The sequence below is a fragment of the Pseudomonas sp. RIT357 genome, assembly GCF_000632245.1.
Lineage (GTDB): Bacteria > Pseudomonadota > Gammaproteobacteria > Pseudomonadales > Pseudomonadaceae > Aquipseudomonas > Aquipseudomonas sivasensis.
This window is the reverse complement of sequence record NZ_JFYX01000003.1, coordinates 108615-133967: the sequence shown is the minus strand read 5'-3', so window position 1 is coordinate 133967 and position 25353 is coordinate 108615. Positions and strand designations below refer to the sequence as shown.

23 protein-coding genes are annotated in these 25353 nt (G+C 60.2%); 17 read left to right on the top strand and 6 right to left on the bottom strand.

The genetic code is table 11. The annotated features are described in order from the left end of the window. Positions 1-111 precede the first annotated feature (111 nt). Positions 112-915, top strand: coding sequence for a phosphatase PAP2 family protein (locus BW43_RS22285; protein WP_032884946.1), 804 nt, complete (start codon positions 112-114; stop codon positions 913-915). A 63-nt stretch (positions 916-978) separates the two neighbouring features. Here BW43_RS22285 and BW43_RS22290 read toward each other — a convergent pair whose 3' ends face one another. Further along, positions 979-1386 carry an RNA-binding S4 domain-containing protein gene (locus tag BW43_RS22290; protein WP_032884944.1) on the bottom strand — a complete coding sequence of 136 codons (408 nt, stop codon included), beginning with the start codon at positions 1384-1386 and terminating at the stop codon, positions 979-981. Positions 1387-1502: 116 nt separating this feature from the next. Between BW43_RS22290 and BW43_RS22295 the strand changes: the two genes are divergently transcribed. From BW43_RS22295 to rimK, 3 genes are read left to right on the top strand one after another with little or no spacing between them, the layout of a single operon-like run. Beyond that, on the top strand, positions 1503-2282 hold the full coding sequence (locus BW43_RS22295; RefSeq protein WP_032884942.1) for an EAL domain-containing protein: 780 nt from the start codon (positions 1503-1505) through the stop codon (positions 2280-2282). 46 nt (positions 2283-2328) lie between these two features. After that, the gene (locus BW43_RS22300; RefSeq protein WP_177326413.1) at positions 2329-2778 is read left to right on the top strand and encodes an ATP-dependent zinc protease; all 450 of its coding nucleotides are present in this window, start codon (positions 2329-2331) and stop codon (positions 2776-2778) included. Then, positions 2775-3680, top strand: coding sequence for a 30S ribosomal protein S6--L-glutamate ligase (gene rimK, locus BW43_RS22305; protein WP_003171022.1), 906 nt, complete (start codon positions 2775-2777; stop codon positions 3678-3680). The genes BW43_RS22300 and rimK overlap by 4 nt, the downstream gene beginning before the upstream one ends. A gap of 140 nt (positions 3681-3820) precedes the next feature. Here the strand turns inward: rimK and BW43_RS22310 are convergent, their stop codons facing one another. Together BW43_RS22310 and ompR are read right to left on the bottom strand one after the other, a co-directional pair. Further along, positions 3821-5134 carry an ATP-binding protein gene (locus BW43_RS22310; protein ID WP_032884939.1) on the bottom strand — a complete coding sequence of 438 codons (1314 nt, stop codon included), beginning with the start codon at positions 5132-5134 and terminating at the stop codon, positions 3821-3823. Between the two features lie 116 nt (positions 5135-5250). Continuing rightward, positions 5251-5991 (bottom strand): two-component system response regulator OmpR, encoded by a 741-nt coding sequence (gene ompR / locus BW43_RS22315; protein WP_015373500.1) that lies wholly within the window; start codon positions 5989-5991, stop codon positions 5251-5253. A 356-nt stretch (positions 5992-6347) separates the two neighbouring features. On the opposite strand from ompR, the gene BW43_RS22320 reads away from it, so the two are divergent. From BW43_RS22320 to tauD, 7 genes are all read left to right on the top strand, one after another. Then, positions 6348-8684 (top strand): Tex family protein, encoded by a 2337-nt coding sequence (locus BW43_RS22320; protein ID WP_032884937.1) that lies wholly within the window; start codon positions 6348-6350, stop codon positions 8682-8684. After that, positions 8684-9067: a PaaI family thioesterase gene (locus BW43_RS0127240; protein ID WP_050442803.1), complete on the top strand. Its 384-nt coding sequence runs from the start codon at positions 8684-8686 to the stop codon at positions 9065-9067. The genes BW43_RS22320 and BW43_RS0127240 overlap by 1 nt, the downstream gene beginning before the upstream one ends. Before the next feature lie 214 nt (positions 9068-9281). Then, positions 9282-10865: a glutamate--cysteine ligase gene (gene gshA, locus BW43_RS22325; protein ID WP_032884935.1), complete on the top strand. Its 1584-nt coding sequence runs from the start codon at positions 9282-9284 to the stop codon at positions 10863-10865. Between the two features lie 249 nt (positions 10866-11114). After that, positions 11115-12092: a taurine ABC transporter substrate-binding protein gene (gene tauA / locus BW43_RS22330; RefSeq protein ID WP_032884934.1), complete on the top strand. Its 978-nt coding sequence runs from the start codon at positions 11115-11117 to the stop codon at positions 12090-12092. Positions 12093-12105: 13 nt separating this feature from the next. Continuing rightward, the gene (tauB, locus tag BW43_RS22335) at positions 12106-12885 is read left to right on the top strand and encodes a taurine ABC transporter ATP-binding subunit (RefSeq protein ID WP_032884932.1); all 780 of its coding nucleotides are present in this window, start codon (positions 12106-12108) and stop codon (positions 12883-12885) included. Then, entirely contained in the window at positions 12882-13718 is an 837-nt protein-coding gene (gene tauC, locus BW43_RS22340; RefSeq protein ID WP_032884931.1) for a taurine ABC transporter permease TauC, read from the top strand. The genes tauB and tauC overlap by 4 nt, the downstream gene beginning before the upstream one ends. 9 nt (positions 13719-13727) lie before the next feature. Continuing rightward, positions 13728-14564, top strand: coding sequence for a taurine dioxygenase (gene tauD, locus BW43_RS22345; protein ID WP_032884929.1), 837 nt, complete (start codon positions 13728-13730; stop codon positions 14562-14564). A 65-nt stretch (positions 14565-14629) separates the two neighbouring features. On the opposite strand, the gene mgrA is transcribed toward tauD, so the two are convergent. From mgrA to epsC, 3 genes are all read right to left on the bottom strand, one after another. Continuing rightward, complete coding sequence (mgrA, locus tag BW43_RS22350; RefSeq protein WP_032884927.1) at positions 14630-15667, bottom strand: L-glyceraldehyde 3-phosphate reductase; 1038 nt, start codon at positions 15665-15667, stop codon at positions 14630-14632. A gap of 187 nt (positions 15668-15854) precedes the next feature. After that, positions 15855-17816 carry a choline transporter BetT gene (gene betT, locus BW43_RS22355; RefSeq protein ID WP_163033287.1) on the bottom strand — a complete coding sequence of 654 codons (1962 nt, stop codon included), beginning with the start codon at positions 17814-17816 and terminating at the stop codon, positions 15855-15857. 403 nt (positions 17817-18219) lie between these two features. Further along, complete coding sequence (gene epsC / locus BW43_RS22360; RefSeq protein ID WP_032884926.1) at positions 18220-19146, bottom strand: serine O-acetyltransferase EpsC; 927 nt, start codon at positions 19144-19146, stop codon at positions 18220-18222. Between the two features lie 166 nt (positions 19147-19312). Here epsC and BW43_RS22365 point away from each other — a divergent pair, with 166 nt between their 5' ends. From BW43_RS22365 to BW43_RS22390, 6 genes are all read left to right on the top strand, one after another. Then, positions 19313-20308 (top strand): D-cysteine desulfhydrase, encoded by a 996-nt coding sequence (locus tag BW43_RS22365; protein WP_032884924.1) that lies wholly within the window; start codon positions 19313-19315, stop codon positions 20306-20308. Positions 20309-20586: 278 nt separating this feature from the next. Beyond that, the gene (gene tcyJ / locus BW43_RS22370; RefSeq protein WP_032884923.1) at positions 20587-21381 is read left to right on the top strand and encodes a cystine ABC transporter substrate-binding protein; all 795 of its coding nucleotides are present in this window, start codon (positions 20587-20589) and stop codon (positions 21379-21381) included. Next, positions 21381-22046: a cystine ABC transporter permease gene (gene tcyL, locus BW43_RS22375; RefSeq protein ID WP_032884921.1), complete on the top strand. Its 666-nt coding sequence runs from the start codon at positions 21381-21383 to the stop codon at positions 22044-22046. Before tcyJ ends, tcyL begins: the two co-directional genes overlap by 1 nt. A gap of 3 nt (positions 22047-22049) precedes the next feature. After that, on the top strand, positions 22050-22796 hold the full coding sequence (tcyN, locus tag BW43_RS22380; RefSeq protein ID WP_032884920.1) for an L-cystine ABC transporter ATP-binding protein TcyN: 747 nt from the start codon (positions 22050-22052) through the stop codon (positions 22794-22796). Positions 22797-23123: 327 nt separating this feature from the next. After that, positions 23124-23900, top strand: coding sequence for a hypothetical protein (locus tag BW43_RS22385; RefSeq protein ID WP_032884918.1), 777 nt, complete (start codon positions 23124-23126; stop codon positions 23898-23900). A gap of 187 nt (positions 23901-24087) precedes the next feature. Then, entirely contained in the window at positions 24088-25329 is a 1242-nt protein-coding gene (locus tag BW43_RS22390) for an SfnB family sulfur acquisition oxidoreductase (protein WP_032884917.1), read from the top strand. Positions 25330-25353: the final 24 nt, after the last annotated feature.

The window sequence follows — 25353 nt, the reverse complement described above, 5'->3', positions numbered from 1 at the left end:
AATTGATGACAAATTGATTACAAGGTTTATAGAATTAAACGCTTTAGCACCGTTTTGGTGCGAATTTCTCCTGGAAACAGAGAGTTTAAATAGAGCGAAGAGGGACAGTTTATGAACAATCCGGGTTTGTTCCAAGCCAAGTGGAACCTCCGGCGATGGGCTCTGTGCAATCTACTCGCTATCGCGCTGCTGTGTTTTTGGCTGTGGCCCACGGGCCAGATGCTCTGTGTGATTTTCGACGAGTGGCTGTTTCATCTGCTCAATGACCCTCTGGCAACCAACGCAACGTGGCTGCACATTTGGGCCGTGGCCAGTTTGCGACCGTTTGATGCGGTGGTCGGGGTGATCCTGCTGTCGCTGCTGGTTCGCGGCGAATGGGTGTTCAAGGCCGTGCAGGTGCGTCAGGCGCTGTTAGGTTTTGTCGGCATTTTGTTGCTGCTGTTGTTTATCCGCATGCTGTTTTCCAAACTTGCGGCACAGATGGGCTGGCAGCACAGCAGCCCGTCGATGGTGATCGGCGGGGCCATTCAGATGAGTGATTACTTTCCTGGCCTGGAGAAGACCTGGGAGCTGAAGGACCGTTCGAGCCAAAGCTTCCCTGGGGATCATGCGTCTGTGCTGTTGATTTGGGGGATGTTCATGACGGTGTTCGCCAAGCGCATCAGCCAAGTGCTGGTGATCTGGGGCCTGGCGCTGTTGTTTATGATGCCGCGGCTGGTGGCAGGTGCGCATTGGGGGCAGGACGATTACATCGGCGGAGTGCTGCTGGCGCTGTTGGCGTTGGGCTGGGGGTATTACACGCCGTTTGCGGCAAAGGTGTCGGTCGCTTTGTTACACGTGACAACACCGATCTTCGGGTTACTTGGCAAGCTGCCGGTGATCGGAGGATTGAGCGTCGTGCGCACATCCCCTTAACGCTGCAGGCCGAATGAGCGAGGGGGCTGGCTCCCTCCCTAATTCGGCTGGGGTTCTGCGCAATCAGTCATCACTGCCACTGCCGCGAAACTTGAAGAGATCGCGGCGTTGCTTCTTGCTCGGCTTACCATCGGTGGTCAGGCCTGAAGCCCCCGCCTTGCGCATCGCCGCAGCATTTTCGCGCTTGGCGATGCTAGCGTCGGTCTCGGTGTAGAGCGCCTGAGCTTCAGGTGCGCCACGACGCACGATGGAAAGTGCTTGGACCACAATGGTCTTTTCATCAAAACCGGTACGAATCTGAAACTCATCGCCGACGCGTGGCTCCTTGCCCGGCTTGCAGCGCTCGCCACGATGGTGCACCTTGCCACTCTCTATCGCCGCCTTGGCCAGGGCACGGGTTTTATAGAAACGCGCGGCCCACAGCCACTTGTCCAGGCGAACCTTTTCTTCCTCTTCCTGCTTTTGAGCCACTTGAATTCCTCGCTCTGAAAAATGTCGCAACTTTACCGTTGAAACCCTTCGACGCATAAACCTCAAGGCTCACCTAAGATACGCCAGGTAGCACCCTGTTTTCGCGAGGATACGCCGTGACCGACTTTCCCACTTCACTCACCTCGCCTGACCAGCGCTGCGTAGGCTGCCAGCAAAGCGAGCCCCTGGGTTTCGATTTTGCGTTTGCCTACCAGCCTATCGTAGACCTTCGGGACCATTCGATTTTTGCCCACGAAGCCTTGGTGCGCGGTACACAAGGCGAAGGCGCGTTGTCGGTGCTTAGCCAGGTTAACGAAAGCAATCGCTACCGCTTCGACCAACGCTGCCGCACCCAGGCAATTGCCGGCGCAGCAGCCATGGGGATGCAAACCCATCTTTCCATCAATTTCATGCCCAACGCCGTGTACCGTCCGGAGTTGTGCATCCGCAGCACCCTGGAGGCGGCTCGCGCGCACAATTTCCCGCTGAACAGACTGATTTTCGAGACACTGGAAAGCGAGCATGTAGATAACTATCGCCATTTGACGAATATTCTGCGTGAATACCGCGAATTCGGCTTCAAGACCGCCATCGACGATTTCGGAGCGGGCTATTCGGGGCTGAATCTGCTGGCCGATTTCCAACCTGACTTGATCAAACTCGACATGGCTCTTATCCGCGATGTGGACCAGGATCGTGTCCGTCAGGTGATCGTCCGGGGGATTGTCACAATCTGTGAGCAGTTGAACGTTACTGTCATCGCCGAAGGCATCGAAAGTGCCGGAGAGCGAGACTTTCTGTCTGACTGTGGAATATTTCTCATGCAAGGCTACTGGTTCGCCAAGCCCGCATTCAAAGCCCTGGCCGAGGTTTCACCGAAAGCTTGGGCTAATTGACCGGTTACCCATATTGAAGACATTTGACCATTTGACCGTTGTGGGTCTGCGTGAGTGGGTGGCACTTCCCGACTTGGGAGTGGCAGGCCTGCGCGCGAAGATCGACACAGGTGCCAGCACCTCAAGCCTGCACGCCACCGATATCGAACCCTTTGAGCGCGACGGTGAGAAGTGGGTGCGCTTCACCGCACATCTGGGCAGTGTTGTGCAACTGCGCCACCGCCGCTGCGAAGCGCCCCTGGTGACGATGAAAACCATCAAGAGCTCCAACGGCCATGCGCAGGTGCGCTATGTGATCAGCACCACCCTGGCGTTGGGTGATCGGGTATGGCGGGTGGAGTTCACCCTGGCCTGCCGCAAGGCTATGCGTTACCGCTTGCTGCTGGGTTCCAAGGCGCTGATTGACGGCCAGTTGGTGGTCAACCCCGGCATCAAGTACGTTCAAGACAAGCCGGTGTTCCCGGTCTCTACTATTTCTGCCCCAGGTGCTGCATGAAGATTGCTGTGCTGTCGCGAAACCCGCGTCTGTATTCCACCCGCCGCCTGGTCGAGGCCGGCACCGAACGTGGCCACGAAATGGTGGTGATCGACACGTTGCGTGCCTATATGAACATTGCCAGCCACAAGCCGCAGATCCATTACCGAGGCAAACCGCTGGAAGGCTTTGATGCCGTAATCCCGCGGATCGGCGCTTCGGTGACGTTTTATGGCTGCGCGGTGCTGCGCCAATTCGAGATGATGGGGGTGTTTCCCTTGAACGAGTCCGTGGCCATTGCGCGCTCGCGGGACAAATTACGTTCGCTGCAACTGCTGTCGCGCCGGGGGATCGGCCTGCCGGTCACCGGGTTTGCCCACTCACCCGATGACATCCCGGACCTGATCGAGATGGTCAACGGCGCGCCACTGGTAATCAAGGTACTGGAAGGCACACAGGGCATTGGCGTAGTGCTGTGTGAAACCGCAACCGCGGCGGAGTCGGTGATCGAGGCATTCATGGGCCTCAAGCAGAACATCATGGTGCAGGAATACATCAAGGAGGCAGGGGGTGCGGATATCCGCTGCTTCGTGGTGGGCGACAAGGTAATTGCGGCGATGAAGCGCCAGGCCAAACCTGGAGAGTTTCGCTCCAACCTGCACCGTGGCGGCAGTGCCAGCCTGATCAAGATCACCCCTGAGGAGCGCATGACCGCGCTGCGGGCGGCCAAGGTGATGGGGTTGGCCGTGGCGGGGGTAGATATCCTGCGTTCGAACCACGGGCCGCTGGTGATGGAAGTCAATTCATCCCCGGGCCTGGAAGGTATCGAAACCACCACTGGCAAAGATGTGGCGGGGATCATCATTCAGCATCTAGAGAAGAATGGTGGGCCGAATATGACCAGGACCAAGGGCAAGGGCTGATAAAACGCAGTCTGTGGCACACGTAAACCAAATGTGGGAGGGGGCTTGCTCCCGATAGCGGTGGATCAGCCAGCTTATTGGTAGCTGACCCACTGCAATCGGGAGCAAGCCCCCTCCCACATTTTGATCTGCGTTGTTTGTTAGACCGCGTCTCGGGGCAACATCAAGCCCAACGGTAAACGCACCCGCGCCTCAAGGCCGCCGCCTTCGCGATTACGCAACTCAACATTGCCACCATGCATCGAGGCAATTCGTCGCACGATTGCCAGCCCAAGCCCCGTGCCTTTGCCACCGCGTGCACGGTCCCCACGAGTAAACGGGTTGAAGATGCCCTCCAGTTCCGCCGGGTCGATCCCCGTGCCACGGTCCATCACACTCAGCACCACATAAGGTGCGGCGCTGTCGCCCGAAACGTACGCCGCCACTTCCACATCAGAACCGGCGTGATGCAAGGCGTTGCCAATCAAATTGTTCAACAGGCGCTTCATCGACACACGTCGCAACGCAAACGGCTGGATCGGCTCAAGGCGCATCCGAACCTGTTCGCCGTTCTGGTTATAGGGCGCAACCACCTCGCGCACCAAATCCGTCAGGTCGACTTCCTCAACCACCTCATCGCGGCCATCGCGGATAAACGCCAGAAACTGATCGAGAATCGCGTCCATATCCTCGATATCGCGGACCATGTCGTCGGTCAGATCGGTATGGTTGTCCATCAACTCCAGGGACAGTCGCAAGCGTGTCAGCGGCGTGCGCAGGTCGTGAGAGACACCGGCCAGCATCAACTCGCGTTCGCGCCCGGCCTGTTCGACATCCTCTGCCATCTGGTTGAACGCGCCGTATACCTCGGTCATTTCACTCGGTGTATCGCTGACCGGCAGGCGCACGCTACGCCCCTGACCCAATTGCCGGGCGGCAAACACCAATCGTTTAAGGGGTTGGTTGAGCTGGCGCACAAAGATCCACGCGGATGCTGTGGAAAGCAGCCCGATCGCCAAGAACCAGCCCAGCACGTTCCAGATCTTCTGCCCCCGCAAAGGATGAGGGTACAGCGGCACTTTCAGCCAGTCCTCACCCAGGCTCGGCGCACGTACCCACAATGCAGGAGACACATGCATACGCAGCCGTACTTCGGTGTCTTCACCCAGTTCGGCCTGCATTTGGCGCTGGTAAATCTCGCTATAAGGCCAATGTTGCTCGCCTTCCGGCACACCTGCACCCGCCACGCGTACCAGAGTGGCGGCCTTGGCAATCTTCTCGCGGTTCTCGGGATCGGCGGCCCAATAGGCGCGCAGCGTCAAAGCCACACCGTGGCTGTACTGTCGATCCACCAGCACATCTTCGTTCATCAGCAGATAAACCAGCGTGAGCGCTTTGGAAAACAGAACGACGATCAGCACCAGCCAAAGGGTGCGGGAGAAGAAACTTTGTGGGAACCACAGCGGGGTTTTCATAGATGAAAGCTGGACACCTTGCAGGAACGAGCGGCGCTCGCAGAATTGCAGACGCCGGGCATCCCGTCGACCCTCATGGAGTCAAACGCCAGGATGCCCGCCCTGCAAATCATCGATCACTTGGTTGCGGTGCCATCCGGCACAAACACATAACCCACGCCCCAGACAGTCTGGATATACCGTGGCTTGGAAGGGTCCGGCTCGATCATCCGGCGCAGACGGGAAATTTGCACGTCGATGGAGCGCTCCAGGGCGTCCCATTCACGACCACGAGCCAGGTTCATCAGTTTGTCGCGTGTCAGCGGCTGGCGAGCGTTCATCACCAGCGCCTTGAGCACGGCGAATTCGCCGGTGGTGAGCATGTGCACTTCATCGCCGCGCTTGAGTTCGCGGGTCGCCAGCGACAGTTCGTAGTCGCCGAAGGTAACGCTTTCGTCTTCGCTGCCTGGCGCGCCCGGTACTGGCGGTGCCTGACGGCGCAATACGGCTTTGACCCGCGCCATCAACTCATCCGGATTGAAGGGTTTGGCCAGGTAGTCATCGGCGCCCAGTTCAAGGCCCTTGATGCGGCTCAGCTCATCGCCCTTGGCGGTGAGCATGATGATTGGAATCTGATTGTTCGCGCCGCGCAGGCGTTTGCATGCGGTCAGGCCATCTTCGCCGGGCAGCATCAGGTCGAGTACGACCAGGTTGAATACTTCGCGCCCCAGGAGGCGATCCATCTGCTCGGTGTTCGGCACCGCGCGGGCACGGTAGCCCTTGGAATTGAAGAAACGCTCCAGCAGGCTGCTCAGCCCTGGATCGTCATCAACGATGAGAATTTTTTCGCCTTCAGCAGTTTGTGCAGTGCTGCTCATTAGATGCTCCTCTTATCTCGGCGCGCATTATGGCGTAGCTGTCGTTATACGCACCGTGTGCATTGTTAGCAGATTTTTCCTCAACTGCCAGCAAACCCGCGCCCTACAACCACCCGCGCAGTAGCCCTCAAGGACAAAACGCTGGTTATAATGCGGCGCCCTCATACAGGGCGACGTCAGATCGTTACCTTTTTACTGCCAAGCTTTTTTACCCGCTTGTCGCGATTTTTCCGATTTCGAGGGTCAATAGGCTGCCTCTTGACCCAGGCAGCGGCGCCAGTCGGGCCGCTCAACCAGCTGCGCAAGGCCTTGTTTTCCGGGCCTGCGAGCTGCTTCTAAGAATTTCAGGTGGTTTTATGGACAGCATCAACAGCCGCATCGCCGAGGAACTCGGTGTACGCCCACAACAGGTCGAAGCGGCCGTCGCTCTACTGGATGAAGGCTCCACGGTGCCCTTCATCGCCCGTTACCGAAAAGAAGTGACAGGCAGCCTCGACGACATCCAACTGCGTCACCTGGAAGAGCGCCTGCGCTACCTGCGAGAACTCGACGAACGGCGTATCAGCATCCTCGCCAGCATCGAGGAACAGGGCAAGCTGACCCCGCAGCTTGAGCGCGACATCAAGCTCGCCGACACCAAAACCCGCCTCGAAGACCTTTACCTGCCCTACAAACAAAAGCGCCGCACCAAGGGCCAGATCGCCCTCGAAGCCGGCCTGGGCGAACTGGCCGACGGCCTGTTCAACGACCCGTCGCTGACCCCGGACACCGAAGCCGCGCGCTTCGTCAACGCTGAAAAAGGCGTTGCCGATGTCAAGGCAGCCCTCGAAGGCGCCAAGTACATCCTCATGGAGCGCTTCGCCGAAAACGCCAGCCTTCTGGAAAAACTGCGTACCTACCTCAAGCAGGAAGCCATCATCAGCGCTCGCGTCATCGCCGGCAAAGAGGAAGAAGGCGCTAAATTCCGCGATTACTTCGAACACGACGAACCGCTCAAGAGCATGCCGTCCCACCGTGCACTGGCGATTTTCCGTGGCCGCAACGAAGGCATTCTCAGCTCCGCACTCAAAGTCGGCGACGAGCTGCCGGGCACCATGCACCCGTGCGAAGGCATGATCGGTCAACAATTCGGCATCCAGAATCAGAATCGTCCTGCTGATAAGTGGCTCGGTGAAGTAGTGCGCTGGACCTGGAAGGTCAAGCTCTACACCCACCTGGAAACCGACCTGCTGGGCGAATTGCGCGACGGCGCCGAAACCGAAGCGATCAACGTCTTCGCCCACAACCTGCACGACCTACTGCTGGCCGCACCAGCCGGCCCGCGCGCCACCCTGGGCCTCGACCCGGGCCTGCGCACCGGCTGCAAGGTCGCCGTGGTCGATGCCACCGGCAAGCTGCTGGACCACGCCACCGTGTACCCGCACGTGCCGCATAACAAGTGGGACCAGACCCTCGCGATTCTGGCCGCCCTGTGCGCCAAGCATTCGGTGGACCTGATCGCCATCGGCAACGGCACCGCCAGCCGTGAAACCGACAAGCTTGCCGCCGAACTGATCAAAAAATACCCAACCATGAAGATGACCAAGGTCATGGTCTCCGAGGCGGGCGCTTCGGTGTACTCGGCGTCGGAACTGGCTTCCAAGGAATTCCCGGACCTCGACGTGTCGATCCGTGGCGCGGTATCCATCGCCCGTCGCCTGCAGGATCCGCTGGCCGAACTGGTGAAGATTGACCCTAAATCCATCGGTGTCGGCCAGTACCAGCACGACGTGTCACAACTGAAGCTGGCGCGCGGCCTGGATGCGGTGGTGGAAGACTGCGTGAACAAGGTTGGCGTGGATGTAAACACTGCCTCGGTCGCGCTGCTGGCCCGTATCTCCGGCCTGAACACCACGCTGGCGCAGAATATCGTCACTCACCGAGACGAAAACGGCGCGTTCAAAACCCGCGCCGCGTTGAAAAAGGTCGCTCGACTGGGCGAGAAAACCTTCGAGCAAGCCGCCGGTTTCCTACGCGTAATGAACGGTGACAACCCGCTGGATTCCTCGGCCGTTCACCCGGAAGCGTATCCGCTGGTGCAACGCATCGCCGCCGAGACCGACCGCGACATCCGTTCGCTGATCGGTGACGCTGCGTTCCTCAAGCGCCTGGACCCGAAGAAGTACACCGACGAAACGTTCGGCGTACCGACCATCACCGACATTCTGCAAGAGCTTGAAAAGCCAGGCCGCGACCCACGTCCTGAGTTCAAGACCGCCGAGTTCCAGGACGGCGTCGAAGACCTCAAGGACCTGGAGCTGGGCATGATCCTGGAGGGTGTGGTGACCAACGTGACCAACTTTGGCGCGTTTGTGGACATCGGCGTGCATCAGGATGGTTTGGTGCATATCTCCGCACTTTCGGAGAAGTTCATTAAAGACCCACGTGAAGCGGTGAAAGCCGGTGATGTGGTCAAGGTCAAGGTCATGGAAGTCGACATCCCGCGCAAACGCGTTGGTCTGTCTATGCGTATGAGCGACACCCCCGGCGAGAAAATCGACGGTGCCCGTGGCGCACGCCCAGGCTCGGCGCCGCGCCAGTCTCAGAACCGCTCCGAAAGCAGTCAACCGCGCAAGGAAACCGCAACCGCGGCGCCAAGCAACAATGCCATGGCCTCGCTGTTCGCCAACGCCAAGCAGTTGAAGAAACGTTGATGGAAATCCCGGCCGGTTTGACTCAGAGCGCCTTCAGCGAACTGATCGGCTGCCGCCTGCAACGCCTGGAAGAAGGCGTTGCCGAGGTGGCCCTGACCCTGGAGCCGCACCTGCGCAACCGCGCGGGCAAGCTCCATGGCGGGGCGATTTTCAGCCTGGTAGACATCACCATGGGGCTGGCCTGCTCCAGTTCCCATGGTTTCGACCAGCAGAGCGCGACCATCGAGTGCAAGATCAACTACATCCGCGCCGTGGAAGACGGGGATGTGCTGTGCACCAGCCGTGTGATTCACGCCGGCCGGCGCACCCTGGTGGTCGAAGCCGATGTGTATCAGGAGGAACGACTTGTCGCAAAAGCACAGGGCACCTTCGCTGTCCTATAGCTCACCACCCACGATTTGAGTTAATTTCGGCGCTGCGATAACGGCGTCGGAATTTTCCTGCTGCGCTATGGCCCAATTCATGGAGTGAAGTAGGCTTTTTTACCGCGGGTCAAATCGACTCACAACCAGGCGATCACGCCAGTTTTAACTTCACCCTTGTAGACCGTCCTGCCCACCCCCATATTGGGGCGACTGACGCGTGAAGGAATCCAACTTGAGCGAACTTCTCAACCGCCGCCTGGCTCTGCTCGGCAAGCGCGAACACCTCTCCCTGCTAGAGCAGTGCCTGCATGGCATCGAGCGTGAGTGCCTACGTGTCACGGGTGAAGGTCGCCTGGCGCAAACGCCGCACCCGGAAGCCCTGGGCGCCGCGTTGACCCACGAACAGATCACCACAGACTACTCGGAATCGCTGCTGGAGTTCATCACCCCAGCCCTGCCCAACCCGGCCGATACTCTGAGCAGCCTGGACAAGATCCACCGCTTTGCCTACACCAAGCTGGGCAGCGAATACCTGTGGAGCCCCTCGATGCCGTGCCCGTTGCCGGCCGAGGAAGATATTCCGATTGCCTACTACGGCACCTCCAATATCGGACAGCTCAAGTACGTGTACCGCAAGGGCCTGGCCCTGCGTTACGGCAAGACCATGCAGTGCATCGCCGGCATCCACTACAACTTTTCCCTGCCGGAACAGTTGTGGCCGTTGCTCAAGGAAACTGAAGGGTTCGTCGGCACCGACCGCGACTATCAGTCCACGGCTTACATCGCGCTGATCCGCAACTTCCGCCGTTACAGCTGGCTGCTGATGTACCTGTTCGGTGCCTCACCGGCCCTGGACGCGGGTTTCCTGCGCGGTCGCTCGCACCAGCTGGAAGTGCTCGACGCCGACACCCTCTACCTGCCCTACGCCACCAGCCTGCGCATGAGTGACCTGGGTTACCAGAGCAACGCCCAGGCCGGCCTGACGCCGTGCTACAACGACTTGGCGAGCTACACCGACAGCCTGCGCGAAGCGGTAGCAACGCCCTACGCGCCTTACGTCGAAATCGGCACGCACAAGGACGGTGAGTGGGTACAGCTCAACACCAACATCCTGCAGATCGAAAACGAGTACTACTCCAACATCCGCCCCAAGCGCGTGACCTACACCGGTGAACGACCAATCCAGGCGCTGGTGGCACGCGGCATTCAGTACATCGAAGTGCGTTGCCTGGACATCAACCCGTTCTTGCCGATGGGCATCGACCTGCCCGAGTCGCGCTTCCTCGACGCGTTCCTGCTGTACTGCGCGCTGAACGACAGCCCGTTGTTCGCCAACAACGCGTGCGGCAATGCCACCGCCAACTTCCTCAGCGTGGTCAAGGAAGGTCGCCGTCCGGGCCTGCAATTGCAGCGCGACGGCGCGCCGGTGGACATGAAGGAATGGGCCACCGAGCTGTTGGAGAAGATTGCACCGTTGGCCGCCCTGCTCGATCAGAGCCATGGCATCAGCGAGCACAGCCAGGCGCTGGACGCCCAGCTTGCTAAGGTCAACGACCCATCGCTGACCCCGTCGGCGCAGGTACTGGCCGCGATGGCCGAGCGCAAAGAGAGTTTCGCGCAGTTTTCCCTGCATCAGAGCGAGGTGCATGCCGAGTATTTCCGCCGTGAGCCGTTGCCCGCAGAAGAGCAGGCGCGCTTTGAAGACCTGGCGCGCAAGTCACTGGCGCAACAGGCGGAGCTGGAGCAGAACGAAGTGGGCGATTTTGATGTGTTTGTGGGGTCGTACCAGGCGAGCATTCTCGCCATCAGTAACTAACTGAAGCCGAACCCGGCTCAAAATGTGGGAGGGGGCTTGCCCCGATAGCAGAGCGTCAGTCACTCATCAGTGGCTGAGCTACCGCCATCGGGCGCAAGCCCCCTCCCACATTTGCCCTCATCAAGCTCAAGACTTGCTTCAACCTTTCCCCACATAAGCTAATTCGAAAATGTTATTTATTTTCGGATTCTTAGATCATTTAGTCTCCTCTCACGCCGACCCTCGGCCGCCTGATTGAGGAGCTTCCCCTTGAAACTTTTAACCCCCCTGCGCCTCTTGGCGGCGTTGTCCCTGGCCGGTGCCAGCCTGTTTGCCCAGGCGGCTGATGTGACCATCGCTTACCAGACCACCGTGGATCCGGCCAAAGTCGCCCAGGCCGACGGCGCGTATGAAAAAGCCACCAACGCCAAAATTGATTGGCGCAAATTCGACAATGGCGCCGACATCATTGCCGCCATCGCCTCCGGTGACGTGCAGATCGGCTACCTCGGTTCCAGCCCGCTGACCGCGGCGATCACCCGCAAAGTGCCAGTGGAAACCTTCCTCGTCGCCACCCAGATTGGCGGGGCCGAAGCCCTGGTGGCGCGCACCGGTTCGGGGATCAACAGCCCCCAGGACCTGATCGGCAAAAAGATCGCCGTGCCCTTCGTCTCCACTGGCCACTACAGCCTGTTGGCCGCACTCAAGCACTGGAACATCGACCCGTCGAAAGTGACCATCCTCAACCTCGCGCCACCGGCGATCATCGCGGCCTGGAAGCGCGGTGACATCGACGCCACTTACGTGTGGGATCCCGCGTTGGGCGTAGCCAAGGAGAACGGCAAAGTGCTGATCACCTCTGGCGAGCTGGCCAAGTTCGGCGCGCCTACGTTCGATGCGTGGATCGTGCGTAAGGATTTTGCCGAGAAGCACCCGGAAATCGTCACGGCCTTCGCCAAAGTCACTCTGGATGCCTACGCCGCCTACCGCAAAGACCCACAAGCCTGGCTCGCCGACAAAGGCAACGTCGACAAGCGGGTGAAGCTATCCGGCGCTAAGGCCAGCGATATCCCGCTGTTGTTGCAAGGCAACGTCTACCCGCTGGCCGCTGACCAAGTGACCCTGCTGGGCGCCCCGACTACCAAGGCCGTGACCGATACGGCTGCGTTCCTCAAGGAACAAGGCAAGGTCGACGCCGTGCTGCCGGACTACGCGCCTTACGTCAGCGCCAAGTTCATTACTAACTGAGGAGTTCATCGCGATGGCCTTGCTACAACTGGAGCGCATCAGCGCACAGTACCCAGGCGCCCCGGAACCGGTACTGGCGGATATTTCACTCGACCTTGGGCCCCAGCAATTGCTGGTGGCCCTCGGGCCGTCCGGCAGTGGCAAGACCTCGCTGTTGAACCTGATTGCCGGTTTTGTCGAACCTTCTGCCGGGCGCATTACCCTTGATGGCGTGCCGGTCAAAGGCCCCAGCGCCGAGCGTGGTGTGGTATTCCAGGACGATGCGTTGCTGCCCTGGCAGGATGTGTTGGCCAATGTCGGCTTCGGCCTCGAATTGGCCGGCGTACCCAAGGCGCAACGTGAAGTACGTGCCAGGGAAATGCTCGCGCTGGTGGACCTGGCGGGTTTCGACAGCCGCCGTATCTGGCAGCTCTCCGGCGGCCAGAAGCAACGCGTCGGCTTGGCGCGCGCCTTGGCGGCAGACCCGCGTGTGCTGCTGATGGACGAACCCTTCGGCGCCCTCGATGCCTTCACCCGCGAACAGATGCAGGAGTTGTTGCTGCAAGTCTGGCGCCGCACGGCCAAGCCTGTGTTCCTGATTACCCATGACATCGAAGAAGCCGTGTTCCTCGCCACTGATTTGATCCTGCTGGCGCCCAACCCAGGCCAGATCGTGGAACGCCTGCACCTGGACTTCGGCCAACGCTATGCGGCGGGTGAATCGGCGCGGGCGATCAAGTCCGACCCGCGCTTTATCGAGACCCGCGAACACGTGCTGGGCAAAGTGTTCTCCCAACGGCAGGTGTCCGCATGAGCAGCTACGAACTTCCCGCCACCGCCGCCAAGCCGGTGACGCACGCGGTCATTGCGGTGCGCCGCAGCTTAAGCACACGCTGGATCAGCCTGCTGACACTGGCCGCGCTCCTGGCAATTTGGTGGGGGGTGACCGCCACCGGTTTGATCGAACCGCTGTTCCTGCCACCGCCGTCCGCCGTGCTGCAAAAAGGCTGGTTGCTGGCGACCACGGGCTATATGGACTCCACTCTGTGGCAACACCTGGGCGCGAGCCTCAGCCGTATCGGCCTGGGCCTGGGCTTCGCGGTGCTGACCGCCGTGCCGGTGGGCATCGCCATCGGTTCCAATCGCATTGCCCGAGGCATTCTCGACCCGCTGATCGAGTTCTACCGACCGATTCCACCTTTGGCCTACCTGCCGCTGATTGTGATTTGGTGCGGCATCGGTGAGCTGTCTAAAGTGCTGCTGATTTACCTCGCGATCTTCGCACCGATTGCCATCGCCACCGCGACTGGCGTACGCACCGTCGACCCTGCCAAATTGCGCGCCGCGCAGTCGTTGGGCGCCACCCGCGCCCAGCTGATTCGCCATGTGATCCTGCCAAGCGCCCTGCCTGACATCCTGACCGGCGTGCGCATCGGACTGGGTGTGGGCTGGTCGACCTTGGTCGCTGCCGAGCTGATCGCCGCCACAAGCGGCCTGGGCTTTATGGTGCAGTCGGCGGCGCAGTTCCTGGTCACCGATGTGGTGGTACTGGGGATTCTGGTCATCGCCTTGATCGCCTTCGCCATGGAAATGGGCCTGCGTGCCCTGCAGCGTAAGTTAGTGCCTTGGCATGGCCAGGCACATTGAGAGAACCGCATGAGCAGCCTGACCGTTACCCCATTGAGCACTGCCTTGGGCGCCCAGATCAGTGGCGTCGATATTACCCAGCCGCTGAGCACCGAACACCGCGATGCCATCGAGCAGGCGTTACTCCGCCACTCGGTGCTGTTCTTCCGTGACCAGCCGATCACCCCGCAGCAACAAGCGCGGTTCGCCGCGAATTTTGGCGACCTGCATATTCATCCGATCTACCCCAACGTGCCGGAACAGCCCGAAGTGCTGATCCTCGACACCGCCGTCACCGACGTACGCGACAACGCCGTATGGCACACCGACGTGACCTTCCTGCCCACCCCGGCGCTCGGCGCGGTGCTTAGCGCCAAGCTGCTGCCGGCGTTTGGTGGCGACACGTTGTGGGCCAGTGGTATTGCGGCGTATGAGGCGTTGTCCGAGCCGTTTAAGGCGTTGCTCAACGGCCTCACCGCCACCCACGATTTCACTAAGTCTTTCCCGCTGGAGCGCTTCGGCAACACCGCCGAAGACCTGTTGCGCTGGGAAGAAACCCGTAGGAAGAACCCGCCGCTGTCGCACCCGGTGGTGCGTACTCACCCGGTGAGTGGACGCAAGTCGCTGTTTGTCAGCGACGGGTTCACGACCAGGATCAATGAACTGGAACCGGCGGAAAGCGAGGCGATTCTTAAGCTGTTATTCGCCCACGCGACGCGCCCCGAATTCACTATCCGCTGGCGCTGGCAGGAAAACGACGTGGCGTTCTGGGACAACCGCGTGACCCAGCACTACGCGGTGGATGACTACCGGCCGCAGCGGCGGGTGATGCATCGGGCAACGATTCTTGGGGACGTGCCGTTCTAAACCACACAGCACATCAAATGTGGGAGGGGGCTTGCCCCCTCCCACATTGACCGAGTCATACCAAATTATTCAGCGGTCGATGGCTTTTCCCACAGGTTAATCCCGCCTTCCTGCGCAAACCGATCAATCTCCGCCAGTTCTTCCGCAGTGAAGCTCAAGTTCTTCAACGCTCCGACGTTCTCGATAATCTGCTCCGGCCGGCTCGCGCCGATCAGCGCACTGGTGACCCGTGGATCACGCAACGTCCACGCCAGTGCCAGTTGCGCCAGGCTCTGACCACGGCGCTGGGCGATTTCGTTCAGCGCACGCACATGGGCGATGTTGGCGTCGGACAAGTGTTTGGCCTGCAACGAACCACCGCCCGGGCGATTGACCCGTGCATCAGCCGGCACACCGTTGAGGTACTTGTCGGTCAACAAACCCTGAGCCAGTGGCGTAAAAGCGATCACGCCGGCGCCGAGTTCCTCGGTGGTGTCGAGCAGGTCTTTTTCCACCCAGCGGTTGAGCAGGTTGTAGGCCGGCTGGTGGATCAGCAGCGGTACTTTCCACTCCTTGAGCAGCGCAGCGATTTCGCGAGTCTTCACGCCGGAATACGACGAAATGCCGATGTACAACGCCTTGCCTTGTTGCACGGCGGTGGCGAGGGCGCTGGCGGTTTCTTCAAGCGGGGTGTCGGCGTCAAAGCGGTGGGAGTAGAAAATATCCACATAGTCGACGCCCAGGCGCTGCAGGCTTTGGTCCAGGCTGGCCAGCACGTATTTGCGCGAACCGCCGCCCTGGCCGTAAGGGCCGGGCCACATGTCCCAACCGGCCTTGCTGGAGATAATCAATTCGTCGCGGTACTGCTTGAAGTCTTCACGCAGCAAACGACCGAAATTGATCTCGGCGCTGCCGTAGGGCGGGCCGTAGTTATTAGCCAGGTCGAAGTGGTTGATACCCAGGTCGAACGCCGTGCGCAACAGGGCGCGCTGGGTGTCGATCGGGGTGCTGTCGCCAAAGTTGTGCCACAGCCCCAGGGACAGTGCAGGCAGCACCAATCCACTGCGGCCTACGCGGCGATACGGAATAGATTCATAGCGGTTTTCGGCAGCAATGTACGTCATCGAATCCTCTCTGGGTCTAGGGCAAATAAGGCCTGGGAATAAGGTTATTCCCAGGCCTTTTAACCAGCTGAATCGCTTAAGTCTGCCCTTTCGTTGTACAGCAAAGTCCTACGCCAGAGGAACGATAAGACTCATAAAAAACTGCAATTTCACGCAAGCCCAACGTCACCGCTGGCCTGCGCAAAACCTAGCGCACCAGGTGCAGGAACTGCAGGTGCCGCTCGTACTGGTCGAGGATGTCGTTGATGATCTGCTCCTTGGTGTAGCCCACCAGGTCGTAGTCCTGGCTGCCCTCACTCAAGTGCACTTCCGCCCGGTAATAGCGGCGGTTGTTGATCTCTTTGGAGCCCATGCCGCCACGGGCAAACGACGGCGTGAAGTAGCCGCGCATCTGCACCTGGTAGATAAACGGATGCTCCTCGCCATGGCCGATTTCCAGGCTCACGCTGTCGTTGGATGGATCCGGTTGGGTGACCACCGAAAGTCCCTTCTCGACAAACACCGCCGTCACTTCTTCAATCGCCGGGCGCACCGTCGATTCAAGGAAGCGGTACACCTCATCGCGCGATGGGAAATGCACCGCCTGGCTCAAGCGCTGGCGCCAGCCGCCCTTGCCTTTACGCGAAGCCGAGATCGGCGCCAAGGAATGCAACTGGGCGATCTGCTTTTGCGACTCCAGATAGAAAGCCTTGTGCAGCCCCCACATCATCAGCAACAGAATCAGCGAGAACGGCAGCGAGGTCAGCACCACCGCCGATTTCAGCGAGTCGATACTGCCAGCAAACAGCAACGCACTGGTGACCAGCGCGGTCATCGCACCCCAGAACACCCGCAGCCATTTCGGCCCGTCTTCATCGGCGTTGCCGCCTTTGGACGACAGCGTCGACAAAACTACCGTGCCCGAGTCCGCCGAGGTGACGAAGAACACGAAGCTGATAAACACGGTCACCGCGATAACGGTTTTGCTCCACGGATAGGTTTCCAGCAGCAGGTAGAGGCTCATCGACGGGTCATCGATGGCCGACTGACCGAGCGCGGTCATGCCGTGGTTGAGCACTTGGTCGATGGCGCTGTTGCCGAAGATCGACATCCACGCCAGGGTAAAGCCCAGCGGGATCAGCAGCACGCCGAACACGAATTCGCGGATGGTGCGGCCACGGGAAATCCGCGCGATAAACAGGCCCACGAACGGCGACCATGCGATCCACCAGGCCCAATAGAACACCGTCCAACCGCCCAGCCAGTCGCTCGGCTTGTCGTAGGCGTAAACGTCGAAACTCTTGGTCGGCAGCGCGCCGAGGTAGTCACCGATGTTCTGGATCAAGGTGTTGAGCAAGTGCTGGGTAGGCCCGGCAAACAACACAAACAGCAGCAGCGCGCAGGCCAGCAGCATGTTGATGTCGGACATCACTCGCACGCCCTTATCGACGCCGGCCACTGCAACAAGGATCGCCGCGCCCATCATCAGGGTGATCAAACCGACCTGAATCCACTGGGTGTGGGCAATGCCAAACAAGTAGTCGAGGCCGGAGTTGAGGTGCAGCACGCCGAAGCCCATGTCGGCGCCAAGACCAAACACCGTGGCAATGATGCCGAAGCCATCCACCGCGTAGCCGATAGGGCCGTTGATGCGCTTACCGATCAGCGGGTACAGCGCCGAGCGCAACGCCAGTGGCAGGTTATGCCGGTAGGCGAAATACGCCAGCGCCATGCCGACAAACGCGAACACACCCCAACCGTGCAGGCCCCAGTGCAGAAACAGAATCTGCATGGCTTGGCGCGCGGCATCGGCGTTCATCGGCGCGCCTTGGGGCGGCTGCACCAAGTGCGTCAGCGGCTCGGAGACGCAGAAGAAGAACAGCGTGATGCTGATCCCTGCGGCGAATAGCATGCCGGCCCAGGACAGGTAACTGAATTCGGGCTCGTCGTGGTCGGCACCGAGTTTTATCTTGCCGTAGCCCGATAGCGCGGTGACCACCACGAAGACCAGATACAGGGTCATCGCCAGCATGTAGTACCAGCCGACCGTATTGGCCGCCCAGTTTTGCGCTGCCAGCAACCAGGCACCGGCCTGTTGCGGGATAGCGATGACAGTGATGCCGAACAGCAGGATGAAGGTCGCGGCGAAGTAGAAAACCGGCGCATTCATGCGCACTTGGCCGCTGGCTGGGGTGGACGATGCACTCATGAGCGATGCACCCCGAGGTTGGAGCATGTGGCTGTAAATAACGGACTCAGCAAAGGTAAGCCTCCTGTTGTGAGCGGGCAGCGAACCACCGGGTTTAACTTGAACGAACATTCAAGTTAAACATGGATAGGCGGTTTTGGACTAATCGCAGGGCTGAGTGGTCGGTTATTCCTACACTAGCTCAAGGATTGGTATGACGGGTGCGGGAGGCAAATCGTTCAGCGATTGCGGGGTAAATCTGGAATGAGGCTAACAATGTGGGAGGGGGCTTGCTCCCGATGGCGGCGTGTCAGTCAATGAATGTACCAACTGACACTGCGCTATCGGGAGCAAGCCCCCTCCCACAGGTGATCTGCGTAGGGTTTTACTTCTGCGCCCCGTCATCATGCTGCAGATTCGCCTGAGTAATGTTCGCCTCAGCCGGCACACTGCGCGTCAGCCACACATTGCCGCCAATGGTCGAGCCCTTGCCGATGGTGATCCGTCCGAGGATCGTCGCCCCGGCGTAGATCACCACATCATCCTCGACGATCGGGTGACGCGGATGGCCTTTCTGCAACTGCCCGTCTTCATCTGCCGGGAAGCGCTTGGCGCCCAACGTCACGGCCTGGTAGATGCGCACCCGCTCGCCGATGATCGCGGTTTCACCAATGACCACACCGGTCCCATGGTCGATAAAGAAGCTCGGGCCGATCTGCGCGCCGGGGTGGATGTCGATGCCGGTGGCCGAGTGGGCGATTTCCGCAATAATCCGCGCCAGCAGCGGCAAGCCGGCGCGGTACAAGTGGTGGGCCAGACGGTGGTGAATCACCGCCAGGATCCCCGGATAGCACAGCAACACTTCATCCACACTGCGCGCGGCCGGGTCGCCGTGGTAAGCGGCAAGTACGTCGGTGTCCAGCAGGCTGCGCAGAGACGGCAAGGCCAGGGCAAAACCCTGGATCAGGCGGATGGCGTGGGCATCGATCTGGCTGTCATCCTCCCCGCCCTGTCGAGCGGCATAACGCAGCTCAAGACGGGCCTGAGCGAGCAAGGCATTGAGCGCGACGTCGAGGGTATGACCGACGTAAAAATCTTCACTTTCTTCACGCAAATCCGCCGGTCCCAAGCGCATCGGGAACAGCGCGCCGCACAGCGCTTCGAGGATTTGTGCAACGGCTTCTCGGGACGGCAATTCGCGTCCGCCATGCTCGCCACTCAAGCGGCCATTGCGCGTCCGCCACTGGTCCCGGGCGCCGCGCAACTGGCTGACAATGGTCTGCAATTGCCAATGACTGGAACGCTCACTCACAGTATTTACTCCTGACGTAATGGCCATCACTTTACGGTATGCACCCTGGCCGACATTAAGAACCAATGGTGTGATGCTAAGAACCATCGGGCATAAGCGATTGACGGTTGCCCGATGAAAAGTGCCTGCCTATAGTCGCTTCATCCCTTAGCCACCGTGCGTAGCCATGATCAAGCAACAGCTCGACCGTTTTAACCGCCTGGACCTGCTCGGCGGCGCCACCGCCCTGGAAAAACTCGAACGGTTGTCGACCTGGTTGGGACGGGACATCTACGTCAAGCGCGACGACACCACGCCACTGGCGATGGGCGGCAACAAACTGCGCAAACTCGAATATCTGGCCGCCGACGCCATCGCTCAGGGGGCCGACACCCTGGTGACCGCCGGTGCCATCCAGTCCAACCACGTACGCCAGACTGCCGCCCTTGCCGCCAAGCTCGGCCTAGGCTGCGTGGCCCTGCTGGAAAACCCCACCGGTACCGAAGACCCCAACTACCTGGGCAACGGCAATCGCCTGCTGCTGGAGCTGTTCGACGCCAAGGTGGAATTGGTGGAAAACCTCGATAACGTCGACGACCAACTCAACGCCCTCGCCGACCGCCTGCGCAGCAACGGCAAGAAGCCGTACCTGGTGCCCATCGGCGGCTCCAATGCCCTCGGCGCCTTAGGTTATGTGCGCGCCGGGCTGGAACTGGCCGCGCAGATCGAAGACAGCGGCATCGAATTCGCCGCCGTGGTACTGGCGTCCGGCAGTGCCGGCACCCACAGCGGCCTGGCCTTGGCGTTGAGTGAAGTACTGCCGAACTTACCGGTAGTCGGCGTCACCGTATCGCGCACCGACGAAGCCCAGCGCCCCAAAGTCCAGGGCCTGGCCGAACGCACTGCCGAGTTGCTCGGCGTGGATATCCCCGAAGCCTTCAAGGTGATCCTGTGGGACGAATACTTCGGCCCGCGTTATGGCGAACCGAACGCCGGGACCCTTTCGGCGGTAAAGCTATTGGCGAGCCAGGAAGGCCTGCTGCTGGACCCGGTCTACACTGGCAAGGCCATGGCCGGCTTGCTGGACGGTATAGGGCGCCAGCGCTTTGAAGATGGCCCGATTATTTTCCTGCATACCGGTGGGGCACCGGCGTTGTTTGCCTATGACTCGGTTTTCAACTGAATAAACGCGGGCTAAATGTGGAAGGGGGCCTGCCCCCGATAGCGGAGTATCAGCCAGCTCATCTGTTACTGATACACCGCTATCGGGGGCAAGCCCCTTCCCACATTAGACTCAACGCATATTCATAAAAAGAATATCAATTGAGTTTTATATTATTTTCAAGTCTTAAAACCCGGCTTTATCATCGCGCCGAAGGCGAAGACGCGCTTCGCGCTTTAAGGCAGGATACGACTACCGCGTCACCTGCTTCGCTCAACATAAAAACACAGGGGCTCTTCATGACTATTTCCGTATTCCGTCGCACGTTGCTGGTCGGTACTTTGGGTTTGGCTCTCGGTGCCAGCCTGCTGGGCCAGGCCGTTGCCGGCGAGCAACTGGGCAACATCAAAAAGGCCGGCGAGATCAAAATCGGCCTGGAAGGCACCTATCCGCCGTTCAGCTTCGTCGATGAAAGCGGCAAGCTCAGCGGTTTCGAAGTCGAGCTGTCCGAAGCGCTGGCCAAGGAGTTGGGCGTCAAGGTCAAGCTGCAGGCCACGCCATGGGATGGCATCCTCGCTGCCCTGGAATCCAAGCGCCTGGACGCAGTGGTCAACCAAGTGACCATCTCTGAAGAGCGCAAGAAGAAGTACGATTTCTCCACGCCTTACACCGTTTCCGGTATCCAGGCGCTGGTGCTGAAGAAGAACGTTGACACCATCAAGACCGCCGACGACCTGGCCGGCAAAAAAGTTGGTGTGGGCCTGGGCACCAACTACGAGCAATGGCTCAAGGACAACCAACCCAAAGCCATCATCAAGACCTATAACGATGATCCGACCAAGTTCCAGGACCTGCGCATCGGCCGTATCGACGCGATTCTGATCGACCGCCTGGCCGCCCTGGAATACGCCAAGAAAGCCCCGGACACCGCCGCTGCAGGCGATGCCTTCTCCCGCCAGGAAGCCGGTATCGCGCTGCGCAAAGGCGAGCCTGAATTGCTGGAGGCGGTGAACAAGGCCCTCGACAAGCTGCGCGCCGATGGCACCTTGAAGAAGCTGTCCGAGAAGTACTTCAACGCTGACGTCACTCAATAATGGAAGCAGGTTTCCAACTCGCGCTGGATTCCGCGCCCTTTCTGCTCAAGGGCGCGTATTACACGGTGATTCTCAGCCTTGGCGGCATGTTCTTCGGCTTGCTGCTGGGCTTCGGCCTGGCCTTGATGCGTCTGTCGCGCTTCAAGCTGCTGAGCTGGACTGCCCGTGTCTATGTCTCGTTCTTTCGCGGCACGCCCTTGCTGGTACAGCTGTTTTTGATCTACTACGGCTTGCCGCAAGTGGGCATCGAGCTGGATCCGATCCCGGCAGCCATGATCGGCTTTTCGCTGAACATGGCCGCCTACGCGTGTGAAATCCTGCGGGCCGCCATCGCGTCTATCGAGCGTGGCCAGTGGGAGGCCGCTGCCAGTATCGGCATGACCCGCGCGCAGACCCTGCGCCGGGCCATCCTGCCGCAGGCGATGCGCACCGCGCTGCCGCCGCTGGGCAACAGCTTTATTTCGCTGGTCAAGGACACGGCGCTGGCCGCCACCATTCAGGTGCCGGAGCTGTTTCGCCAGGCGCAACTGGTGTCGGCGCGTACCTTCGAAATTTTCACCATGTATCTGTCCGCCGCTCTGATCTACTGGGTACTGGCGAGCATCCTGGCGCATTTTCAAAATCGTCTGGAAGACCGGGTCAACCGGCATGACCTGGAGTCTTGAAGCATGATCGTGGTTGAAAAACTGACCAAACAATTCAACGGTCAGGTGGTGCTCAACGGCATCGACCTTGAGGTCAAGGAAGGCGAAGTTGTCGCCATCATCGGCCCCAGCGGTTCCGGCAAGACCACCTTCCTGCGCTGCCTGAATTTCCTTGAAGAACCCACCAGCGGCCGCATCAAGGTGGGCGACATCCAGATCGACGGCAGCAAACCGCTCAACCAGCAACAGAACCTGGTGCGGCGCCTGCGCCAACACGTGGGTTTTGTGTTCCAGAACTTCAACTTGTTCCCCCATCGCACTGCGCTGGAAAACGTCATCGAAGGCCCCACCGTGGTCAAGAAGATGCCGCGCGAAGACGCTATTGCCCTGGGGCGCAAGCTCCTGGCCAGGGTCGGCCTGGCGGGCAAGGAAGACGCCTACCCACGGCGTCTGTCCGGTGGTCAGCAACAGCGCGTGGCGATTGCCCGTGCATTGGCCATGGAGCCGGAGGTGATTCTGTTCGACGAACCCACCTCGGCACTCGATCCGGAACTGGTGGGTGAAGTGCTGGCGACCATCCGCAGCCTGGCTGAGGAGAATCGCACCATGGTCATCGTCACCCACGAAATGAGCTTTGCCCGAGACGTTGCCAACCGGGTGATCTTTTTCGACAAGGGCGTGATCGTGGAACAGGGCGAAGCCAAGGCATTGTTTGCCAACCCCAAGGAAGAACGCACGCGGCAGTTTTTGAGCAAATTCCTCGCGCATTAACTGCACCCTACGATTGAGCATTTGTGGCGAGGGAGCTTGTTCCCTCGCCACCATTAGTATTCCTACAAGAAGTCCTCGCCCACAGCTGTAAAACACGCTCGCTATTGCGCCTTAAAATCCCCCGCCCAGTCAGACCCGTCTGAATATCACCGAACCCGCCGTTAAGCCTTTTGCCGCCATTGACGCCCCTTGGCCAACCCTCTTATCTAAGGCCCAGAGGATTGGATCCTATCCCGGCTATTCACTGAATCGTTCCTTTCAGCCCCGCTGCGCACCTGCGCCAAAGGGTCGGAACGATTGCTGCTGGCTGCATCAAGGAGATTACTTATGACGTGCACTGCAACCCCGGCCCTGCTCACCGCCCCGACGTTGCCACAGGCCCTTCGAAACGGCATCAATGCCCTGGCAGCCGCACAGCTGCTGGTCGATATCGCACCCTACCCTGGCATGGATGACGGCGATCTGATCGAGCTGTTCTGGAACAACTGTTTTGCGGCCTCACGGCGGGTGACTGCCTGCGAAGTCGGCATGCCTACCCGACTGCGTGTTCCGGAAAGTTTTGTGCAGGAGGGTGTCGCTCAGGTTCATTACCAAATCATGCAGGTCGGCCGCGCCCCAGCACGTTCGGCCATGACGCACCTGCGTGTGAAAACCAACTCCCCCGGAGGCCTGCCCTGCGCCCTCTACAGCGGTGAAAACCAGAACCTTGCCCCGGTGGGTCTGCCGGACACCATTCGCCGCTACGGCGTGAATGCCAGCCAGGTGCGGCGGGGGATTCCGCTGACCATCGAGCCCTACCTGAACATGACCACCGGCGATGCCATCACCCTGCGTTGGGGCGACGCACGCATGGACCTGCCGAAGATACAGGCCAAGGCCGTCGGCCAGGCGGTGCAGGTTTGGGTGCCGCCGACGTTGATAGTCGAGGCCGGCGACGACAGCCGGTTGGAGGTGACTTACTGCATTCTGGACCGGGTCGGCAACAATTCGCGCTGGGCGCCAGCCCGGACGCTACGTATTGCCGCCAGCGCGATCACCCGTCCGGCCGGCACCGCGCCGGTCTATCAGCCACGCCCTCTGGGCTCACCCTGTGAACCCGGTTGATCGCCCTTCTATGCATATTCCCAAAAGTTAGTTTATTTAAATATTTAACAAGCTTAGGGTATATGCACCGGACCACCGGACATCTTTGATTTTTCTGTTTTCATTTCATTGAATGCGAGGTCGGTATGGTCAGAATTACCCCGGTGCACAACGCCAGGGCATTACGTGCAGCCAAGGAGCGGCGCTGATGTCTAACTTGGCTCTAACACCCCCCCAACGTGATCTGGACGTAGCACCGCTGCTGTTGCCGGCCGCCGTGCTGCGCAACGACGCCGAGGCGCTGAACGCCGCCCATGAGCTGGCCGAGGCCGCGCGCCTGCAAGCCGCCACGCGCGATCAGCAACGCAAGCTGCCATGGGCACAGATCGAACAGTTCACCCGCAGTGGGCTAGGCAGTATTTCCATTCCCCGCGAATACGGCGGCCCGCAGGTGTCATTCGTGACGCTGGCCGACGTGTTCGCAATCATCAGCGCGGCAGACCCGGCCCTCGGGCAGATCCCGCAGAACCATTTCGGCATCCTGCACCTGTTGCAGGGCGCTGCCACCGAGCGCCAGAAAAAGCAGTTGTTCCAGAGCGTGCTCGACGGCTGGCGCATCGGCAACGGCGGCCCGGAACGGGGCACCAAAAACACCCTGGAACTCAAGGCGCGCATCACCGCCAAGGGCGACGGTTACGTGATCAGCGGCCAGAAGTTCTACTCCACCGGTGCGCTGTTTGCCCACTGGGTAGCGATCAAGGCGCTGAACGATGACGGCAAGCAGGTCATGGCGTTCGTGCGCCGTGGCACCGAAGGGCTGCGCATCGTCGATGACTGGTCAGGCTTCGGCCAACGCACCACCGCCAGCGGTACGGTGCTGCTCGACCAGGTACCGGTCGACGCCGACCTGGTGGTCGACAACTGGCGCATCGGCGAAAGCCCGAACATCCAGGGCGCCGTCTCGCAATTAATCCAGGCCGCGATCGACGCCGGCATCGCCCGTGGTGCTCTGGATGACACCATCAGCTTTGTTCGCGAGCGCTCACGGCCCTGGATCGACGCCAAGGTCGAACGCGCCAGCGATGACCTGTATGTAATCGCCGATATCGGCAAGCTGAAAATCGAGCTGCACGCCGCCGAAGCGCTCTTGCGCAAGGCCGGCCAAGTGCTGGATCAGGTCAGTGCCGCGCCGATTACCGCGCAGTCCGCTGCACGCGCCTCAATCGCCGTGGCCGAGGCCAAAGTGTTGACCACTGAAGTGTCGTTGCTGGTCAGCGAGAAGCTCTTTGAACTGGCCGGCAGTCGCGCCACCCTCGCTGAGTTCAACCTCGACCGGCATTGGCGCAACGCGCGCGTACACACGCTGCACGACCCCGTGCGATGGAAGTACCACGCGGTGGGCACCTATCGCTTAAACGGCACCCTGCCTGCTCGCCACTCCTGGATTTAACCGACCAGACCTCTGGAGAAATAC